General features: G+C 38.9%; 12 protein-coding genes. 11 read left to right on the top strand and 1 reads right to left on the bottom strand.

The window, feature by feature from the left end; all coding sequences use genetic code 11:
- The first annotated feature begins 89 nt into the window (after positions 1 to 89).
- The 11 genes from B3P17_RS04915 to B3P17_RS04865 all read left to right on the top strand — a co-directional run bounded on the left by B3P17_RS04915 (position 90) and on the right by B3P17_RS04865 (position 19039).
- Positions 90 to 3236: a SusC/RagA family TonB-linked outer membrane protein gene (locus B3P17_RS04915; RefSeq protein ID WP_291103981.1), complete on the top strand. Its 3147-nt coding sequence runs from the start codon at positions 90 to 92 to the stop codon at positions 3234 to 3236.
- 14 nt (positions 3237 to 3250) lie between these two features.
- Positions 3251 to 4933: a RagB/SusD family nutrient uptake outer membrane protein gene (locus tag B3P17_RS04910; RefSeq protein WP_291103978.1), complete on the top strand. Its 1683-nt coding sequence runs from the start codon at positions 3251 to 3253 to the stop codon at positions 4931 to 4933.
- A gap of 14 nt (positions 4934 to 4947) precedes the next feature.
- Complete coding sequence (locus B3P17_RS04905; RefSeq protein WP_291103975.1) at positions 4948 to 7350, top strand: glycoside hydrolase family 2 protein; 2403 nt, start codon at positions 4948 to 4950, stop codon at positions 7348 to 7350.
- A gap of 4 nt (positions 7351 to 7354) precedes the next feature.
- Complete coding sequence (locus B3P17_RS04900; protein WP_291103972.1) at positions 7355 to 8326, top strand: ROK family protein; 972 nt, start codon at positions 7355 to 7357, stop codon at positions 8324 to 8326.
- 10 nt (positions 8327 to 8336) lie between these two features.
- The gene (locus B3P17_RS04895) at positions 8337 to 8915 is read left to right on the top strand and encodes an SIS domain-containing protein (protein ID WP_291103969.1); all 579 of its coding nucleotides are present in this window, start codon (positions 8337 to 8339) and stop codon (positions 8913 to 8915) included.
- A 25-nt stretch (positions 8916 to 8940) separates the two neighbouring features.
- Complete coding sequence (locus tag B3P17_RS04890; RefSeq protein WP_291103966.1) at positions 8941 to 10521, top strand: hypothetical protein; 1581 nt, start codon at positions 8941 to 8943, stop codon at positions 10519 to 10521.
- A gap of 22 nt (positions 10522 to 10543) precedes the next feature.
- The gene (locus tag B3P17_RS04885; protein WP_291103963.1) at positions 10544 to 12229 is read left to right on the top strand and encodes a hypothetical protein; all 1686 of its coding nucleotides are present in this window, start codon (positions 10544 to 10546) and stop codon (positions 12227 to 12229) included.
- Positions 12230 to 12303: 74 nt separating this feature from the next.
- Positions 12304 to 13464, top strand: a complete 1161-nt coding sequence (locus B3P17_RS04880) for an MFS transporter (protein ID WP_291103960.1) — start codon at positions 12304 to 12306, stop codon at positions 13462 to 13464.
- 57 nt (positions 13465 to 13521) lie between these two features.
- Positions 13522 to 15597 (top strand): glycoside hydrolase family 36 protein, encoded by a 2076-nt coding sequence (locus B3P17_RS04875; RefSeq protein ID WP_291103957.1) that lies wholly within the window; start codon positions 13522 to 13524, stop codon positions 15595 to 15597.
- 164 nt (positions 15598 to 15761) lie between these two features.
- Positions 15762 to 17852 carry a glycoside hydrolase family 36 protein gene (locus tag B3P17_RS04870; RefSeq protein WP_291103954.1) on the top strand — a complete coding sequence of 697 codons (2091 nt, stop codon included), beginning with the start codon at positions 15762 to 15764 and terminating at the stop codon, positions 17850 to 17852.
- 92 nt (positions 17853 to 17944) lie between these two features.
- Positions 17945 to 19039: an endonuclease/exonuclease/phosphatase family protein gene (locus B3P17_RS04865; protein WP_291103951.1), complete on the top strand. Its 1095-nt coding sequence runs from the start codon at positions 17945 to 17947 to the stop codon at positions 19037 to 19039.
- A gap of 24 nt (positions 19040 to 19063) precedes the next feature.
- On the opposite strand, the gene B3P17_RS04860 is transcribed toward B3P17_RS04865, so the two are convergent.
- Positions 19064 to 19609 (bottom strand): RNA polymerase sigma-70 factor, encoded by a 546-nt coding sequence (locus tag B3P17_RS04860; protein ID WP_291103948.1) that lies wholly within the window; start codon positions 19607 to 19609, stop codon positions 19064 to 19066.
- Between the last annotated feature and the right edge of the window lie 5 nt (positions 19610 to 19614).

The raw sequence follows: 19614 nt of genomic DNA, 5'->3' as shown, positions 1-19614 counted from the left end.
AGGAACGACCATGACAGAATAAGCATTGTAAATGCATAAATATTAAAGGCAAATTACATCACTGAAAATAAATTAAATAATCTTTATCAATGAAAAACAAACTTAATTATTATCAAAAGATATTTTTGATAATGTTTATGTCCCTTTTATTCATAAATATTGTACATGCTCAAAACATACTGACAGATGGCAATATAAAAGGATCCGTTTTTGACCAGAAAGGAGAGCCAATTATTGGTGCAACAATAATGAACAATACAACAAAGGTTGGTACAGTTACAGACCTTGATGGATTGTTTACTATTGCCGCACAACCCGGTTCAACGCTAGTTGTATCTTACGTGGGTTTTAAACCGAAGACGATTCAGATAGGACCTGAAAAAGAATATAAAATAATTATAGAAGAAAACGCTTCGCTATTGGATGAAGTCGTTGTTATCGGATATGCCACACAGAAGAAAAAACTTGTAACAGGTGCTACATTGCAAGTTGACGGAAACAGAATAAAGGAGTTGCATACTCCAAATCCTCTGACTGCTTTGCAAAGTATGTCTCCGGGTATGCAAATAACAAAGACATCAGGAGAACCGGGATCATCATACAAAGTCTATATTCGAGGGATGGGTACAATCGGCAATGCAGATCCACTTTACATTGTGGATGGTGTACCGGGGAATATATCGAACATAAATCCTGCAGATATCAAATCGATAGATGTATTGAAAGATGCTGCATCTGCTGCAATCTATGGTGCTCGTGCTGCAAACGGCGTAGTGCTGATAACAACACATCGCGGAGAAGGAGAAGATAAAGTACGCGTTGCTTACGATACATATATAGGGATTTCAAATGCACCTGATTACAAATGGTACGTTGATGCAACAACACAGGCGATGTTGGATGACGAATACTCAAAAAACACTTACGGATATGGAATTAATTTTTCTCAGATGGTTCCTAATTGGGATAAAGTTCTTTCAGGAGAATGGAAAGGTACAAATTGGTACAAAGAAATAAAGAATAAAAATGCACCCACACAAAACCATTCGGTTACGATTTCCGGAGGGAGCAAGAAATCATCTTATTTTACCAGCTTTTCTTATTCGTCTCAGGAAGGTACTCTGGGTAAACCCGTTCAAACAAAACAAGATAGATATACTTTTCGTCTCAATGCAGATCAAACGATCTTTTCGGCAAAAGGACGTGACATTGTACGCATGGGAGAGACAATCAATTTTATATATGCCAATAAAGACGGTTCTTTAAGCGGAAGGTCTACCGAAGGACTTGGAGCATTGGGTATGATAATGGGGGGAAGTCCGTTTATGCCGATATATGATGACAATGGAGATTATCATGGGCCGATAGCGTATGCTCCATATGCGCCCAATCCTATTGCATATCTTGTCTATAACAGTAATAACAACAAAAAGAATTACCAATTAAATACAAATGCATTCATAACAATCGAGCCTATTAAAAATTTAGTATTTCGCTCAAATTTTGGATTAACAATGGATGCCGAAGAAAGCAGGGCTTATATACCTAAATATAATCTGGCACCTGAATATACAAGCCAAGAAACAAAAGTAAGTCAGGATATATCATTAGGATTTAGTCGTTTGACATTCGAGAACACGTTGAATTATAAATTCTCATTAGACGAAAACAAGCATAATTTTGATGTGTTGGCTGGTACAAGTGCAGAAAAAGGAGGTTTAGGTTCAAGTATTTCGGGTTTCAATACCAATTCTATTTTCGAAGATTTTAAATACGCTTACCTTATTAATACTCCAAAAGTGAGTGAAACATCTACTCGCTTAGGGGGTTCACCATGGAGTCGATCAGCATTACTTTCATATTTTGGTCGTGTCAATTACGACTTCAAAGAAACCTATATGTTATCTCTTATTGCACGTTCGGATGGCTCGTCAAACTTCGCTCCGGGAAAACGTTGGGGATTCTTCCCTTCAGTTTCGGCCGGTTGGGTAATTAGTAATGAGTCTTTTATGGAATCTTTTAAGACTCATCTCAATATGTTTAAACTGAGAGCAAGTTGGGGACAGAACGGAAATCAGGCTATTTCACCATTCCAATATCTCGCAAAGATGCGTGTAGGAGGTCAGAACTCAGGAGATTATTCAAGTGTAGAATATAGCTATTATTATCCGGGAGTAGATAAAAATAGTTATACAATTGCTTCATATCCAATTAATCTACCCAATACGAATATAACTTGGGAAACTTCAGAACAGTTAAATGTGGGTTTTGATGCTTTATTGCTCAAGAACAGATTATCATTCAATTTCGACTGGTATCGCAAAACAACCAAAGATTGGCTTGTAGCAGCACCAGTTCTTGGTTCATACGGAGCTAATGCTCCCGATATAAACGGAGGAGATATCAGAAATACCGGTGTGGAACTGGCTGTAGTATGGAGAGATCAGATAAGCGATTTCAGCTATGATATAAATGTCAACTGGGCTTATAATAAAAACAGGGTGACTCGTATCGCTAATCAGGAAGGAATTATTCATGGTAGTGCTCGAACTGTAGGAACATGGAGTCCCGAGTTTTACAGAGCGCAGGTAGGATATCCTATCGGTTACTTCTGGGGATTGAAAACCGATGGTGTATTCCAAAATCAGGATGAGATAGATGCTTATCGCAATTCGAAAGGAGAACTCGTTATGCCAAATGCAGTACCGGGCGACATCAAATATGTAAATCAGAACGACGATGGTGAAATCAACGAGCAAGACCGTGTATTTATTGGTGACCCTAACCCTGATGGAATATTTTCATTTTCATTCGGCGGGGCATGGAGAGGTTTTGATTTCCGCGCTTCGTTCTCGGGAGTATATGGCAACCAGATATACGGAGGGCAACATGATCCGATGGATCGTTGGCACGGAGAAGGCACATCTAACAAATGGCCAAGACTAGGACAATCGTCTTATACCAATATTGTTTCCGACCTTTACTTGCAAGATGGTGACTATATTCGCTTGAATGACCTTACTATTGGTTATGATTTTGCAACCTTGCTAAAGAAACAAAATATCTTTTCTCAAGTACGTCTTTATATTACCGGACAGAATCTAATTACTTGGACAAAATACAAAGGGCTTGATCCCGAAATTGGAGCAGGGCCTACAGGATGGATGAGTGGTATAGATTATGGATTTTATCCAAACTCCCGTACATTCTTATTTGGTCTTAATCTCAAATTTTAAAAATCTAAGGCAAAATGAAAAAGATAATTATAATATTAATTTCTGTTTTTACAGTTAGTTGTTCCGATTTTTTGGATACAGATCAATTAACACAGAAAGATTCATCAAATTACCCTCAAACTCCTGAAGAAGCATATACGTCTCTTATGGGTGTGTATAATGCTTTCGGATCACGTGTGGGTGGGGGCGAAACAGAACATTCTTTTATTGTTCTCAACCTCATGGCAGATGATATGCTGGGAGGTGGAGGGAAAGACGACCTCACTGCTCATGCTATCGATTTGTTCAAGCTTACATCAAGAACGATGTACACCGATCTATGGGAATGTACATGGCGTTCGGTTTATCGGGCAAACTTACTGCTTGGTTCTTTGGATAATATAAAGTGGCCGACTACCGAGTCAAGAAACAAAATAGAGGGTCAGGTACTTTTTTTACGCGCTTTTACCTATTTCCGTCTGTGCTCTATGTTTGGGCCCGTACAGCTCATTACTACTCCCGAACCTGTAAACCTTCCTCGTGCTTCGGCAGAGGATGTATATGCACAAATGGGAGCCGATCTGAAGCGTGCAATTGAAATATTACCCGCCACTAAATTTCAGGATATTCCTAAAAGTGAGAATGGATTGGCTACACGTTGGGCTGCCCAGGCTTTAATGGCTCGTATATTTTTATTCTATACTGATTATTATAAGCAAGCCCAAATGGGTGATATTACAAAAGAGCAGGTCGTAGCATGGGTTGACGACTGTATAGCTAACAGCGGACATGATTTGATTCCTGACTTCAGAAACTTGTGGCCATATTCGATTGTAATGTCAGGAAAAACAAAATCTGATTACAAGTACGCAGCGGATAACAATTTAAAATGGATAGGGGAAAATGGAGATAATAACGAAACCATGTTTGCTATCAAATGTTCCACAGCTGCTCAAGGAAATAACTACGATCGTAGAAATACCGTGAACTTGCACTTCGGATTCAGAGGTAATCAGGATTTATTGCCTTTCGGGTCAGGTTGGGGAAAAGGACCTGTCAATAGTAAATTCTATAACGAATGGCCTAATAATGATCTACGCAAACGCGGTTCGGTTCTAGATATTTCTGATGCAACACACGAGGGCGAAGGTTCTACCTCAAAATATAAATGGGGTCAAGCTTACCAATGGAATGAAACGGGTTATTGGTCAAAGAAATATATGCCGGTGAATGTCTATGACGACAAAGGAAATATTGTATCATACAGTTCTATCTTATGGAATATGCCAAACGATCCTCAGTTTAATAGCACTCAGGATATAGTGCTTATCCGTTTTGCTGACCTCCTTTTAATGGGTGCGGAGTTAGGTGGTTCTAAAGCTCAGGAATATATGGATCGGGTACGTAAACGTGTAGACCTTCCATCTGTTCCGGCAACATTGGAAAATATCAAGAATGAGCGTAAATACGAACTAGCATTCGAAGGTATAAGATGGCTCGACATATTGAGATGGGGAGATGCAGAATCTACTGTTAACGGAATGAACGGCATAACCTTGAAGAATAATAGCCAGAATGCTACCTATAAGATAAAATTCCGTCCCGAAACCGGAGGATTCTTACCTATTCCGGAAGCCGAAATAACATTGTCTAATGGAGTCTTGACTCAAACACCGGGTTGGAATACCAATGATGCTATGTTGCAACCGGGTGAATAATAAAGAGAAGAATTATGACTATAATTAAATATCGATTATTCATCTTATTGACCTCAGCCCTAGTTTTGGGAAATATAACGGCCTTGTCCGGGAATATTTCTTTGAATGGGAAATGGCAGCTCTCGTACTGGAAACAGCCTTCTAAGCCGGTTGTTACTCCACAAGCTATCAATGATATGCAAGTGGAAAAAATAGACGCTTCTGTTCCTGGAAATGTTGAATTAGACTTGATGGCTGCGGGCTTGATTCCCGACCCAATGATAGGTAGTAATGTGAACACATTACGAAAGTATGAAAACTATCAATGGTGTTACACAAAAACATTCGAAGCTCCATTAGTCCAAGAAGGTCAACGGGTCGAATTGTTTTTTGGAGGAATAGATTGTCTTGCAGATATCTGGCTCAACGGAGAGAAAGTGGGAGAGGCTGCAAATATGTTAATCGAGCATAAATATGACGTGACAGAATTTCTCAAAAGAGGAGAAAATACTTTGCAAGTAATTATCCGTTCGGCTGTTATGGAAGCTCAGAAACATACACTCGGTACGATCAGTATTGGTAATTTTCCGGCAGAGGAGGCTGTTTATATTCGAAAGGCTCCGCACATGTATGGATGGGATATTATGCCCCGTTTGGTCAGTGCCGGATTGTGGAGAGATGTTGAACTTCGGGTACTTAATCCTACTCGCCTCAAAGATGTAAACTGGATGACTATCAACATCGATACAACGGCTCATACTGCACGTATTTTTACAGATGTACAGATGGTTATCCCCTTTGATAAGTTTGACAAAGTGAAGGCTCAATTTACCCTTCGCCGTAAAGGAAAAATCGTATATCAGAATTCGCAGATTGTAAGCACTCCGGCTTTTCGTCATATATTCGAACTTAAGAATGTTGATTTCTGGTGGCCTAGGGGCTACGGTGAAGCTGCGCTCTACGATGCAAGTGTGCAATTGATAGACTCGGATGGTAAAGAGCTGGACGTCAATAATTGTAAAGTTGGGGTTCGCACTGTAAAGCTGGATATGGATGATATAAATCTCCCCGGAAAACCCGGACAATTTCGATTCATCATCAATAATGAACCGATCTTTATTCACGGCACTAACTGGGTACCAATGGATGCATTGCATAGCAGAGATAAATCTCACCTGAATACGATGATTGACATGGCCGTAGACATCAATTGCAACATGATTCGCTGTTGGGGTGGTAATGTATATGAAGACACCGACTTTTTTGATCTTTGTGATCAAAATGGAATTCTTGTATGGCAAGATTTCGGTATGGGGTGTACATTCTATCCACAGCGTGATGATTTTGCAAGGATGATTGAAGAAGAGGTTACGTCTGTTGTGCTTAAGTTTCGAAATCATGCTTCTTTGATTCTCTGGTCGGGCAATAATGAGAACGATTTGGCTATGCGTTGGACACTGCAACCACTGAATATCAATCCAAATAAGGATGTGATAACTCGTGAAGTTATTGCTAGAGTACTCTATGAATTTGATCCCACACGACCTTATATACCAAGTTCTCCATATTACAGTCAAGCAGTATGGGAACATGGCGGTGGTGACGAATTATTACCCGAGAATCATCTCTGGGGGCCACGAGGATACTATAAAGAGCCATATTATACAAAGGCAGCCTGTTGTTTTGTTAGCGAAATAGGGTATCATGGATGTCCGAATGTCGAAAGTCTAAACAAAATGATGACTAAGGATGGTGTTTACCCTTGGACTAAAGACACAGAATGGAACGATGAGTGGGTTACAAAGTCGACACGTCGGTTCCCTTCTCAAGGAAAAACTTTCGATCGCAACAATCTAATGTTGAATCAGGTGAATTTGCTTTTTGGCGAAATACCAACCAAACTTGACGATTTTGTTTTTGCATCGCAAGCTGTGCAGGCCGAGGCTATGAAGTTCTTTGTAGAGTTGTGGCGTGGGCAGAAGTTTAGTACTAAAACAGGGATAGTGTGGTGGAACCTTCGTGATGGCTGGCCAATAATTTCGGATGCTATCGTAGATTACTACAACTCAAAGAAAATGGCGTATTATTTCATTAAAAATGCACAAACAGACCTTTGTGTACTCATAAATGATCCTGTAGATAATGGCTATCCTTTGATTGTTGCCAATGACACCCGTAATCTGCAAAAAGGACAGGTGATTGTGTCTGACATGGCATCTAATAAAGAAATATACAAAGGAAATTTCGAGGTTTCGGCAAATGGTATGAACAAGATAGCTTCATTACCTCTGCAAAAAGGGCAAGGGATACTTCTCATCAAATATAAAGTGGGGCAAAAAGAATATAGCAATCATTATTTATATGGAGAAGCTCCTTTCAATTTGCAGGAATATAAAAAGTTATTAAAAAAGACAGGATTGTATCCTAGTATTAAATAGGAATATGAAAGATAATTTATTAGGAATTGACATAGGAGGTACTAAATGTGCCATCGTTTACGGAAAAAGAATAGGTTCTGATTTGCAGATAGTTGATAAAACAAAAATAGAGACTACTACAGTTGAAGAAACGATCAGAAATATAATGAGTGAAGCAAAAAGAATGATGGCACGCTTCAATCTTACCGCTCAAACAGTCCGTGCTGTAGGTATTAGCTGTGGCGGACCGCTCGATAGTAAGTCGGGAACAGTAATGTCTCCACCCAATTTGCCGGGCTGGGATAATATACCTATCGTGAAAATCATTGAGGAAGAGCTTGGTGTAAGAGCCGGATTACAGAATGATGCCAATGCGTGTGCATTAGCCGAGTGGAAGTTCGGTGCCGGGAGGGGAACTCAAAATATGATTTTTCTGACATGTGGAACAGGACTTGGTGCGGGAATAATTCTTAATGGTTCTTTATATTCGGGAACGAACGATAATGCCGGAGAAGTCGGACACATTCGTTTAACAGATGACGGACCGATAGGGTACGGAAAAGAAGGCTCTTTTGAAGGATATGCCAGTGGTGGCGGAATAGCTCAATTGGCTCGTAGTTTAGCTGCAGAGGAGATAAAAAAAGGAGGCCATGTTTCATGGTGCCCATCTCTCGATGATATGGAAAATATAAATGCGAAGCTCATTGCAGAAGCTGCCGGAGCAGGAGATAAACTTGCCCTGAAGGTGTATGAAATATCAGCGACTTATTTAGGGAAAGGTCTTGCCATGCTTATAGATATTCTAAATCCGGAACTTATCGCTATCGGCAGTATATATGCCCGCAACAAGGATATGATGGAACCTTATGTCTTGGATCAGATATCGAAAGAAGCTCTGGAAGGAGCAAGAGATGTTTGCAAGATAGTTCCTGCGGCTCTTGGTGAAAATATTGGAGATTATGCTGCTCTTTCTATAGCTGCCAATCTAATCGATTAAAAACAATATTATGAAAAATTTGATAAGAGAAAGCTCGCAAGCAATATTAAAGGAGGTCGATAGTTTTTGGAGCAATCCTGAAACAATAGAAGTCATTGAACGGGCTGCTATATTACTCTCCGATTCATTGAAGAAGGGGAATAAAATTATTAGCTGTGGCAATGGAGGATCTCTTTGCGATGCTACACATTTTGCAGAAGAGTTGACGGGACGCTATCGTAAAAACAGAACGTCTTTACCTGCCATTTCAATAAATGATCCGGCATACATAACATGTGTAGGAAATGACTTTTCGTTCGACGAAATATATTCCCGCTATGTTGAAGGTGTGGGATGCGAAGGGGATGTATTATTGGCTATCAGTACCAGTGGTAACTCTAATAATATAGTGAAGGCAGTTGAAAGTGCCCATCTAAAAAAAATGAAAGTTTTAGCACTAACCTCTACCGGCGATAATCGTCTCTCTGCATTGAGTGATATTGTAATTGCTGCACCGAAAGTTGATTTTTCCGACCGGGTGCAAGAGATACATATTCAAGTAATACATATTTTGATTCAAGCGATAGAAAAACAACTAGGTTTTGAATAATTGGATTTTATAAAAAAGTTAATCAATGAAAACACTAAAATATTTCAAACAAATATTTGTTATTGTGCTTCTTTTTAGCATGATGACTATTTCTAGTGCCTGTTCCAATATAGATGAAGGTTATAATCGTATTCCATCCAATTTTTACCCCGCTCAGGTAAAAGAATCTACAGGTGTGAAATTGGTAGGGATAGGAGTAGAACTAGATCCTCATTTCTTCTCACAAAACTTAACTCGTCCAGAAGACGGATCTAAGGCTGAAGATTGGAACATCGTAAAAGAGCGTGTAAAGAAAATGGGTGTCCAAAATTTCCGGGTAATGGTACAACCGCATTGGTGGGAACCGCTAAATGATAATGATGACCCGAATGTTGCGGATATGAGCAAATTTACTTTCGATTCGCAGGAAATGCAATCATTATATAAAGTACTGGAATTAATACAGGAAAATAATGGAGAAGTAACACTTGTGCTATGGGGATGTCCTGTAAACATGGATTTGATAGCAGGAACACCAACCGGGAAGCATTTTCTTTGCGACAGCAGACCGAATGCACCGTGGGTATGCGGAACGGATAAGTATGAAGAATTTGCCGAAAATTTTTCGGTATTAGTCAAATATCTGATCGAGACGAAAGGTTTTACATGTGTAAAAGCAGTAACTCCATTCAATGAACCTGATAGCCATACCCCCAATTATGGTAGAACAATGTGGCAAGGAGAGCCTGACAGCCATCCCGATCAGTATGCACCTATGGTAAAGGCTTTGGATGCAAAATTTAAGGCAGTGGGACTTAGGGATAAAGTAGAGTTCAATCTATCTGACAATACAGATGGTAGTCCTAACTATTTAAAATCATGTGCAGAAGCTCTACAAGGAGAAACAAATTTACTGAATACTCATACTTATAAGTTTGGATACACTACTCCGAATGCCGATATCGTTAATTGGGAAAAAAATAATGTGACTCTATCAAGCGGGAAGAAACACTTTGTAGGGGAGTTCGGATCTAATCAAACTTCGGGTTCTTCACGTCAGTTAGATATCGATAAGTACGAACGAGGAGTCCTCTTGACTCGTATTGCTATCAACTTGCTTAACGGAGGTGCTGCAGGTGTAAGTTACTGGTCGTTGATAGATCAATACTATAGCAGAAACGGAAGTTATTCCGAAATGCAACAGCTCGGCTTATGGAAATATGTAAAAAAAGCATATGAGCCTGATCCGGAAATTTATAATGCAATAAAGGAAGACTATGAGGTCAGACCTCATTACTATGCATATAGTATGTTGACTCGTTTTATCAAAAAAAATGCAGAAGTATTTCCATTAGATTTGAACGAAAATCTTGTTGCCGGAACAGCCATTCTGAATGAAAATAATAAATGGGTCTACATCTTTGCAAATGGCTCGGAGCACAATAAACCTGTAGAAATTATCAATGACAAGTCTCAGGCAAATGGAGAATATGAGGTTTACAAATATGTAGAAATAAATCTTCCTACCGGGGATAATCTCATTCAATCTACAGAAACTATAAATATTAAGGATAAAACTTCGCTTAGCATTGCGCGCTCTAGTGTCTTAATATTAGTTCAAAAATAAACAGTAATTAAAGCCTAATAAAATGAATAAGTTTAAATTATTAATATTATTGGTTTCGCTAACTTGCTTCTGGAGTTGCGATGATGTGACTGAGTATGATTTATCATTTGGTATATCTGGCGTTGTTATACCTAAATACGAAGAAGGTATCCAAGGAACAGAAGTTAAAATAGAAGGACGAGGTTTTCAGTCTACCGATCACCTGCATTTACGTCCGTTACTGAAACCTCTGGACGGTTCTTTTGATATAGATGTTGAAATAAAAGAGGTTACATCTTCTTATCTCTCATTCTTGTTTCCTCTCAAAGCAAAAGAAAGTGGATATTCCTTAGTTCTTGTCAGAGGCGACAAAGAGATATCACTCGGTAGTATGCAGCAATGGTTACCTAAGGGATGGGTAGCAGATATAAATTTGCGTAATACACTTAAGGTAATCGGACCTCAGCTTTTTGATGCCCAGGATAGTTTGAAACTTTCTGTAGCAGCCGATTTCAAATTCGAAAATGGAACGTTGAATATTTCGGGTAAAGGAATTACTAATTTGAGTGGTTTGGAAAAATTCCCTAAATTGAAAACTCTTTGGGCTACAGATAATAATCTTGGCAACATTGAACTAGTGGGAATGGATGGTATTGTCAGCATCTTTGCATGGAGTAGCAATATTACCAGTATGAATATACAGTCTAAAACATTGCAAACTTTATATATGGGCAATAATCCTCTAACAGAACTAGACTTGAGTAAATGTCCGGCATTACTAAACATTGTATTGGATAATATAAAGTTTCGTAAATTAGATATCAGCAACTGCATGTGTTTTGGCTCGTTCGATAATTTCAAGTTCGACTTCGATACAAATCAGGAATGTCAGTTACTAGTGAGCAATATATGGTTCTGGCACATGGATATGTTCAACAGGTCGAGTGCTGTAAGAACAGCAGGTCTTTCGGGAGTGAAGGTAACTACAATAGGCCTTGATAAAGAAGTTGTATTTGATAAAATTAATTGGATTAATGCAGGTACAGCATCCATGCCAGATGCAAATCTGCGTGCCATAATGAAAGGTTATTGTCCTCAGGCTTTCAGTGGGAATGACATCATAATCAGTGAAGCCAGAAATGCTAAATTACCAACCAATCTGGCTAACAAGCTCGATCTTTCGGACAAAAATATTACATCTTTAGATGGTTTGAAATACTTCGATGATGTTTGGTATCTGGTATGTGATAACAATAAGATAAGTGAGATTGATATGACAGGCTGGTACAATCTAACAACGATATCAGCGAAAAATGCAGGACTGACTTCTTTCAAAACGAAGGATCAACCATGGTTGAGAGATATAGATCTAAGTAACAATACTTCATTGAAATATATTGACATGCGAGGTATTTCATTACTTAGCAACTACAATATTCGTTTCATAGCTACTGGATGTCCGATAGAGTATCTTGATCTACGTAATGGTTATGCTTGGTCTACATGGGGACAAAGTGGTGATAAGTTGGCATTCGACTTTACAGCCGATACATCTAAATCACGGACGCTGAAAGTAGAAACCGCAGAAAACGGAGGTTGGAGTAGTGTTTGGAACTCAGGTGTAAACCCGGTTCAGAAAGCAATTGAAGCAGGTGTTCGTGTAGAGTACTATAACTGGACAAATGCGGCTACGGGTAACTATGGAGAGTTATTAAAAACGGTCAACTAAAAAGGATTATTAAACACACTAAGCTATCCCGGATTAGGGTTCGGGGTAGCTTTAATCAAACGAATTTGTAAAGGATGAAAAATAATACTTCCGTCATAAAAATATTATCAGTGATGTTTGGCTTTTTCATCATGGGATTTGTAGATATCATAGGGATTTCTACTAATTACGTAAAAAATGACTTTAGTCATCTTACCGATTCCATGGTAAATCTGGTATCACTATCCTGTTTTTTGTGGTTTCTTATTTTATCTATCCCCACAGGGATGCTGATGAATAAAATAGGCCGAAAAAAAACAGTGTTAATTAGTTTTGCATTCCATGTATTAGCTATGTGCTTGCCTTTGGCAACCTATGACTTCACCACTGTTCTAATTATGTTTGGGCTGATAGGGATTGGCAATACATTGTTACAAGTATCGCTCAACCCGCTCGTGGCAGACGTAGTAGGCTCGGGCAAACTAACAGGCACTCTTACTTTAGGTCAATTTGTGAAAGCGATAAGCTCCTTTGTTGGTCCTATTCTCGCAGCATCGGTAATCGGCACTACACTGGGATGGAGAATGATATTTCCGATATATGCGGCTCTTTCTCTTCTTGCTTTTATTTGGTTGAGCTTAACCAAGATCGAAGATAAGCGAAATGACGACTCTAATATTTCAATTAAAAATACTCTTGAACTTTTCAAGGATAAGTATATCGTCGCTTTTTTTATCGGAATATTGATATTGGTGGGTGTTGATGTAGGAATGAACATGACATTTCCTAAGTTATTGATGGAAAAAGCCGGACTTTCGGTAGAAGATGCTGGTATGGGCAACAGTGTATATTTTCTGTCTCGTACCGTGGGAGCATTTTTAGGGGGTATATTGTTGATGAAAAGTTCAGAGTCGAAGTTCTTTACCTACAGTGTGTGGATAGGATTAGTAGGACTGCTTTTACTGTGCATCAATACGAATGTTTGGATAACGCTAGCTTGTGTTGCAATATTTGGTTTAGGTTATGCCAATTTATTTTCTATCATATTTTCATTGGCTTTAAAACGTATCCCTGAAAAAGCAAACGAAATATCGGCTCTGCTCATTGTCGGAGTTTCGGGTGGTGCTATACTGCCTCCTGTGCTTGGCGTTGTTACTGATATTTTCAAAACGCAGATCTCTGCAATTGTTCTCATCGCTGCTATATGGTGCTACTTATTGTGGCTAATAAGCATTGTCAGAAAAACAAGTAAATAAAAACATTGAAACCTATATTAAAGCATTGCAGATTTCTTGTAATAAAATAAAAGTTCTATGATAAAAAATATTTGCAGTAAAGCAATCATCACGTTTCTTATTTTCATCTGTGCGACAATGAGTTCTCGCGGGCAAACTGTTACTAAGATGACCAAAACACCGGTAAATGTAGAAAATCAGATATCAACACTATTTGCCAAAGGTAAAACTCCTCCGTTTTCGTTTGTATATGGTGGTGTTTCTTCAAAAGAATTTATTCGCAAATGGAAACATACTATAGAGAAACAAAAGGCAGAAGAATCGGGAGTTGTCAGATATCTTGCTACTTATACCGAAGCCAGGACAGGGCTGAAAGTTGAATGTGAAATAAAAGGATATCCGGCTTTCAAGGCTTTGGAATGGACGATTCATTTCACAAATATGGCTGCTGCCAATTCGAAAAACCTGAAACAGGTAAAAGCCATAGATATGGAGATGGATTATCCTGTCGAAGGCAATTTTAACCTGCATTATGCAGATGGTAATCATATATCCAAATACGACTTTCATCCTCGTACGCTTACGTTGAAGCCCGGTGAAAGTAAATTGATGGAGCCAATAAACGGGCGTTCATCCGAAGGCGATTATCTGCCAATATTCAATATCGAATCAGCTTCATCCCAAGGTGTTTTTGTGGGCATCGGGTGGAGTGGTAGCTGGTATGCAGATATCAGCTGTAAAAATCATAAAAGAATATCCATAGAGTCGGGAATGAAAACGATGGATCTCTACTTGTATGGAAAAGAAAGTATACGCACGCCAAGCATTACACTAATGTACTGGAACGGCGACGACCGAATGGAGGGACACAATCAGTTTCGTCGCTTTGTGCTGAATCATAAAACACATAAAATAAATGGGAAAAATGCTCCTTATCCATTGGCTACAGGCTTCAATTACAAAGACCCTGCTCCTTATACTGAGTATTCGGGTTTGACTGAAGAATACGCAATTGCGATGATGAAGCGTTACAAGCAATTCAACATTATGCCTGAAGTTTTCTGGTTAGATGCCGGATGGAATACCGGAGCTGCAGACTGGGAAAAGGGTAAAAGTTGGGCTAACACAGTTGGTAACTGGACGGTAGATACAACACGCTTTCCTCGTGGATTAAAGCCTATCTCGGAAGAAGCACATAAGCTAGGAGCAAAATTTATGGTGTGGTTCGAACCCGAACGAGTAATCAGAGGTACACAATGGGCTGTAGAGCACCCCGAATGGATGCTGGATATCCCCGAACATAACGATGATACTTATCTCATGTTTGATCTCGGAAACACTGAAGCTTGCGACTGGCTGTGTAAATATATCGGAGACATGATAGAAGAAAACGGAGTAGATCATTATCGTCAGGATTTTAATATGCATCCCGATATTTATTGGGCTGCGAACGAAGAAGAAGGACGAGTAGGAATGAAAGAAATACGCCACATCGAAAATTTGTATAAATTTTGGGATTATCTGCTCAAGCGTTTCCCTAATTTGTTTATAGATAATTGTGCCAGTGGAGGAAAACGAATCGATATGGAAACGATCCCAAGAAGTGCACCTCTATGGCGAAGCGATTACTATCATTATGATGATCCTGATGGCTATCAATGTCATACTTATGGATTGAACTTTTTCCTTCCTCTGCATGGTACTGGAATTTTACAGACCGACCCGTATGCGTTCCGTTCAAGTATGAGTACCTGTTTGACCTGCAACTGGAAAATAACAGACAAAAGTTTTTCGATATATGAAATGCAAGCCCGATTAAATGAATTTCAAGATATCCGCCCATATTACTACGAGGATTATTATCCATTGACGGGGATAGACGATACAACTCTCGATAATATTTGGCTTGCATATCAACTCAACCGACCTTCTGATAACAGCGGAGTTGTAGTTGCTTTCCGTCGAAAGGCTTGCGAGAAAAACACTATTGAAGTGAAACTCTCCGGCATCAAACCCGAAAGGAAATATAAAGTAACAGATCTGGACAAAAACGAATCCGTTATTATGTCGGGAAGAGAGCTTGCCGATAGATTTGTCTTGACTTTGGATAAGCCAAATCAATCGCTGTTGATAAAATACAATGCAGTGGAGTAGGGCAGATATATGAAAAGCAGAATACTTTATCTATAATAATACTAGAATATCTTTTAACTGATAGTATAGAAAAAGTGACAGAAATAAAAAGTGTAAAAAGGTGTTACTTTTGTCACCTTTTATCAATGATGTTTTGATAATCAATAAATTGATAAAAATATATAATGAAAAAAAACATAGTTTATCTAATCTTACTGTTATTGGGATCTTTGTCTGTCGCAGGGCAGTCGACGGTACAAATAACAGGTAATAAAAATGATATAGGCAAATGGATTTCCGCTAATTTCAGAAAGGGAGTTACTCCTCCATTTTCGTTTGTATATGGCGGAAAACATTCGGGCACATTCATTAAGAATTGGAGCTATAGTGTGAAAAATATTACGGAAAGTGATCCTTCTGTTATTAAGCGTATCTATTCTTACAAAGACCCGGTGTCGGGACTCACTGTAGAATGCGAAGTAAAAGGCTTCAATGCTTATAACGCCGTAGAATGGGTGCTTCGTTTTGTGAATACAGGAAATAAGAATACTCCCGAGATCTCATCGGTGAATGCCTCTGATATTACATTCACATACCAAGAGGGCGGAGACTTGAAAATGCATTACGCGGATGGTAGCCATGTATCAAAAGAAGACTTTCATCAAAGGCTAAAAGTGATGCAGCCTCACGACAGTCTGTATATGGAGCCATACGGAGGGCGTTCTTCTCAGAATGCTTTTCCGTTCTTTAATATGCAAGCACCCAAAGGGCAGGGAGGCGTATTGGCAGCCATAGGATGGACTGGAACATGGTTTGCCAAAGTAAAGGCAGAGACGAGCAAAAGTACAAATCTAAAATCGGGTATGGTAAATCTTAAAACATACCTTTATCCAAAAGAGAGTATCCGCACACCAAAAGTATGCTTATTGTTTTGGAACGGTGAGAACCGCTTTGTAGGACACAACGCCTTTCGGAGACTTGTTCTCGAACATTATACATGGAAACAGAATGGTAAGCCTACGGTATATCCCGTATCTACCAGCTTCAATTACGGAGATCCTGCTCCATGTAATGAATATACATGTATGACAGAGGATTATGCTATCGCTCTTATCAAGCGCTATGCACAATATAAACTGGTACCGGATGTTTTCTGGCTTGATGCAGGGTGGTATATTAAAGCTGCAGATGTTGCCGGTAAAAAGAACTGGGCTAACACTGTCGGTAACTGGACTATCGATCCTGAAAGATTTCCTCGTGGATTTCGTCCTATAGCGGATGAGGTACACAAACAAGGGGCTAAATTTATGGTATGGTTTGAACCTGAACGTGTGATGAAGAATTCGGATTGGGCGAATCAATACCCGCAATGGATGCTCGATGCAAAAGGATCAGTGAAACAAGAAGAATGGCAGAAAGATGGTGATCATGATGCTGTACTTTTCAATCTGGGAAATGCGGAAGCTTGCAAATGGCTTGGAAAATTTATAGGTGATTTTATGGAAACGAACGGAATAGATTATTATCGTCAGGATTTTAATATCGAACCGGCCGGCTTCTGGTATAATAATGATGAGGAAGGACGACATGGTATTTGCGAGATACGCTACATCGAGGGTCTTTATAAATTCTGGGAATATTTATTGAATAGGTTCCCGAATACAATAATTGATAATTGTGCAAGTGGCGGACGTCGTATCGACTTGGAAAGTATATCCAGAAGTGCCGCATTGTGGCGTACAGACTATAATTATGGCGAACCTAACGGATCTCAAAGCCATACTTACGGTCTCGAACTCTATTTACCTCTACATGGTACAGGTATTCAGCAGGCTGATTCCTATACCTTCCGCTCAGGATTGGGGACATCTGTTATTTATAACTGGAAAGTAACAGAAGGAAACTACAATGTTGTTGATATGCGCAACAAACAGGCTGAGTTTAACGAAGTACGTCCTTACTTTTATGAAGATTATTATCCTCTAAGCGGATCGAGTGATGTGGATATTACAGCCGATAATATATGGATGGTATACCAATTATATCGCCCGTCCGATGATAGCGGTTATATCGTTGGATTTCGTAGAGCTAATTCTCCCGACCAAACTTATCAAGTAAAGTTGCAAGGATTAAAGTTGGATAGAGAATATACGTTAACAAATAAAGATACAGGAGCTACCCTTGTCAAAAAGGGAAGTGAACTTGCCAAAGGGTTTGAAATTACTTTGGATCAACCTCGCTCCAGCCTTTTAATGAAGATTGAAATAAAGCCTTAATATTTATTGCAAAAGATAGTACCGGAATAATTGTTATTTGATGATGATTCATGATGGTACTATCTTCTTATTTCTAATTAAAGAATACTATTATGAATAAGAAGTTCTCTCCAATATGTAAAATGCTATTAATCTCTTTATTACCCTTTTTTTTCTTATCTAATACTTATTGTTCAAAGTCAATTAAACCTGATATAGAGAAAGAAGAGAAAAGGAAAACAATTGAGCTTACTCTGCTACAGCTTAATATTTGGGTAGAATGTACCAAAGTGCCCAATGCGGTTCAGGGATTAATAGATCAGATAGCAGGATTGAAGCCCGATGTCGCCACATTCTGTGAATTGTATAAAGGGGAGGGAGATGATCCCGTTATGCCTCAATTGATAGACGCGTTAAAAAAACAAGGGCTTAATTATTACAGTGCACGTATAGATGGTAGAGCTATTATATGCAAATATCCGATTGTTGAACAGCAGCGGATCAACAAATGGCAGTTTAAGGCTGTGCTGAGTGTAGAAGGTAAACGTGTTGCGGTTTATCCCGCCCATTCCGAGTATAGATACTATACTTGCTACTATCCGAGAGGTTATAACGATGGCAGTAAAGACTGGAATAAATTAAACTCGCCTATTACTGATGTGGCTACAATATTGAAAGTATGTAAACTTTCGGGACGTATAGAGTCAGCTCAAGAGTTTATAAATGATGCCAAAGCCGAAATAAGCAAAGGAGCATTGGTTGTTTATGCCGGAGATTTCAATGAACCGTCTCATCTCGATTGGCAAGCCGAAACAGCTAATTTATTCGATCATAATGGATGCGTGGTAAATTGGGGTGTATCGTCTTTATTATATGAGAATGGATTTAGAGATGCATACCGTGAGACATATCCCGATGTAGTAAAATACCCTGGATTTACATTTCCGGCTAACAATAAAGATGTTGCCCCGAATGCTATTACTTGGACTCCAGATGCAGATGAGCGAGAACGTATTGATTTTGTATACTATTATCCGGATAAGCGGTTGACGGTAAAAGGAGCAGCGTTATTTGGACCAAAAGGCTATATAGTAAGGGGAAAGAGAAATGAGGATAAAACAAAAGATCGGGTTATTAAACCATTTAAAGATGTTTGGCCGACTGACCACAAAGGTGTTTTTATTACTTTCGAAATAAATAGGCTTTAAGATTTATACACAGTCTAATACCTATTAAGTGTTTTTTTCCACATAAGAGAAAAAGATAATCCAGAAGAACATGGATTTGAGTATGTGCGCTTTTATCTTCTTCAGGGCTACCGAAATATGTTTTTCCACCATCTTTAGAGATATACCTTCTTGCTCTGCAATTTGAGTGTAGCTCATACGGCTATAGCGACTGAGTTTAAATACAGTCTTGCATTTTGGACTTAGACTTTCAATGGCTGTTTCTATACTTTTTTCAAATTCAGTTCTGTCCACGCAATCGTATGCTTCATCCAGTTCTTTTTCTTCAGATATCCATTTGGCGAGCAACTCTTCGTGAAGTTTTATATCTCTAAAGTAGTTTAATATACGGTTACGGGCAGCGGTATAAAGATATGCTTTTATATCGTCTATCTGTAGCAATTCTCTATTTACCCATAAGCTACAAAATACATCTTGGGCAATGTCTTTGATAACATGCTCATCTTTAGTATAAAGATTTAGGAAATAACATACTGGTTCATAATATGTGTTGAATATTTCCTCAAACTCAGACTCTATATAACTACGCATATCTT

Source organism: Dysgonomonas sp. UBA7630 (assembly GCF_002483985.1).
Taxonomy (GTDB): domain Bacteria; phylum Bacteroidota; class Bacteroidia; order Bacteroidales; family Dysgonomonadaceae; genus Dysgonomonas.
This window is presented reverse-complemented; position numbering and strand designations above follow the sequence as displayed.

Coding starts and splice junctions, on each gene's coding strand:
- B3P17_RS04915 (WP_291103981.1), top strand. CDS start 90: ATGAAAAACAAACTTAATTATTATCAAAAGATATTTTTGATAATGTTT.
- B3P17_RS04910 (WP_291103978.1), top strand. CDS start 3,251: ATGAAAAAGATAATTATAATATTAATTTCTGTTTTTACAGTTAGTTGT.
- B3P17_RS04905 (WP_291103975.1), top strand. CDS start 4,948: ATGACTATAATTAAATATCGATTATTCATCTTATTGACCTCAGCCCTA.
- B3P17_RS04900 (WP_291103972.1), top strand. CDS start 7,355: ATGAAAGATAATTTATTAGGAATTGACATAGGAGGTACTAAATGTGCC.
- B3P17_RS04895 (WP_291103969.1), top strand. CDS start 8,337: ATGAAAAATTTGATAAGAGAAAGCTCGCAAGCAATATTAAAGGAGGTC.
- B3P17_RS04890 (WP_291103966.1), top strand. CDS start 8,941: ATGAAAACACTAAAATATTTCAAACAAATATTTGTTATTGTGCTTCTT.
- B3P17_RS04885 (WP_291103963.1), top strand. CDS start 10,544: ATGAATAAGTTTAAATTATTAATATTATTGGTTTCGCTAACTTGCTTC.
- B3P17_RS04880 (WP_291103960.1), top strand. CDS start 12,304: ATGAAAAATAATACTTCCGTCATAAAAATATTATCAGTGATGTTTGGC.
- B3P17_RS04875 (WP_291103957.1), top strand. CDS start 13,522: ATGATAAAAAATATTTGCAGTAAAGCAATCATCACGTTTCTTATTTTC.
- B3P17_RS04870 (WP_291103954.1), top strand. CDS start 15,762: ATGAAAAAAAACATAGTTTATCTAATCTTACTGTTATTGGGATCTTTG.
- B3P17_RS04865 (WP_291103951.1), top strand. CDS start 17,945: ATGAATAAGAAGTTCTCTCCAATATGTAAAATGCTATTAATCTCTTTA.
- B3P17_RS04860 (WP_291103948.1), bottom strand. CDS start 19,609: ATGCGTAGTTATATAGAGTCTGAGTTTGAGGAAATATTCAACACATAT.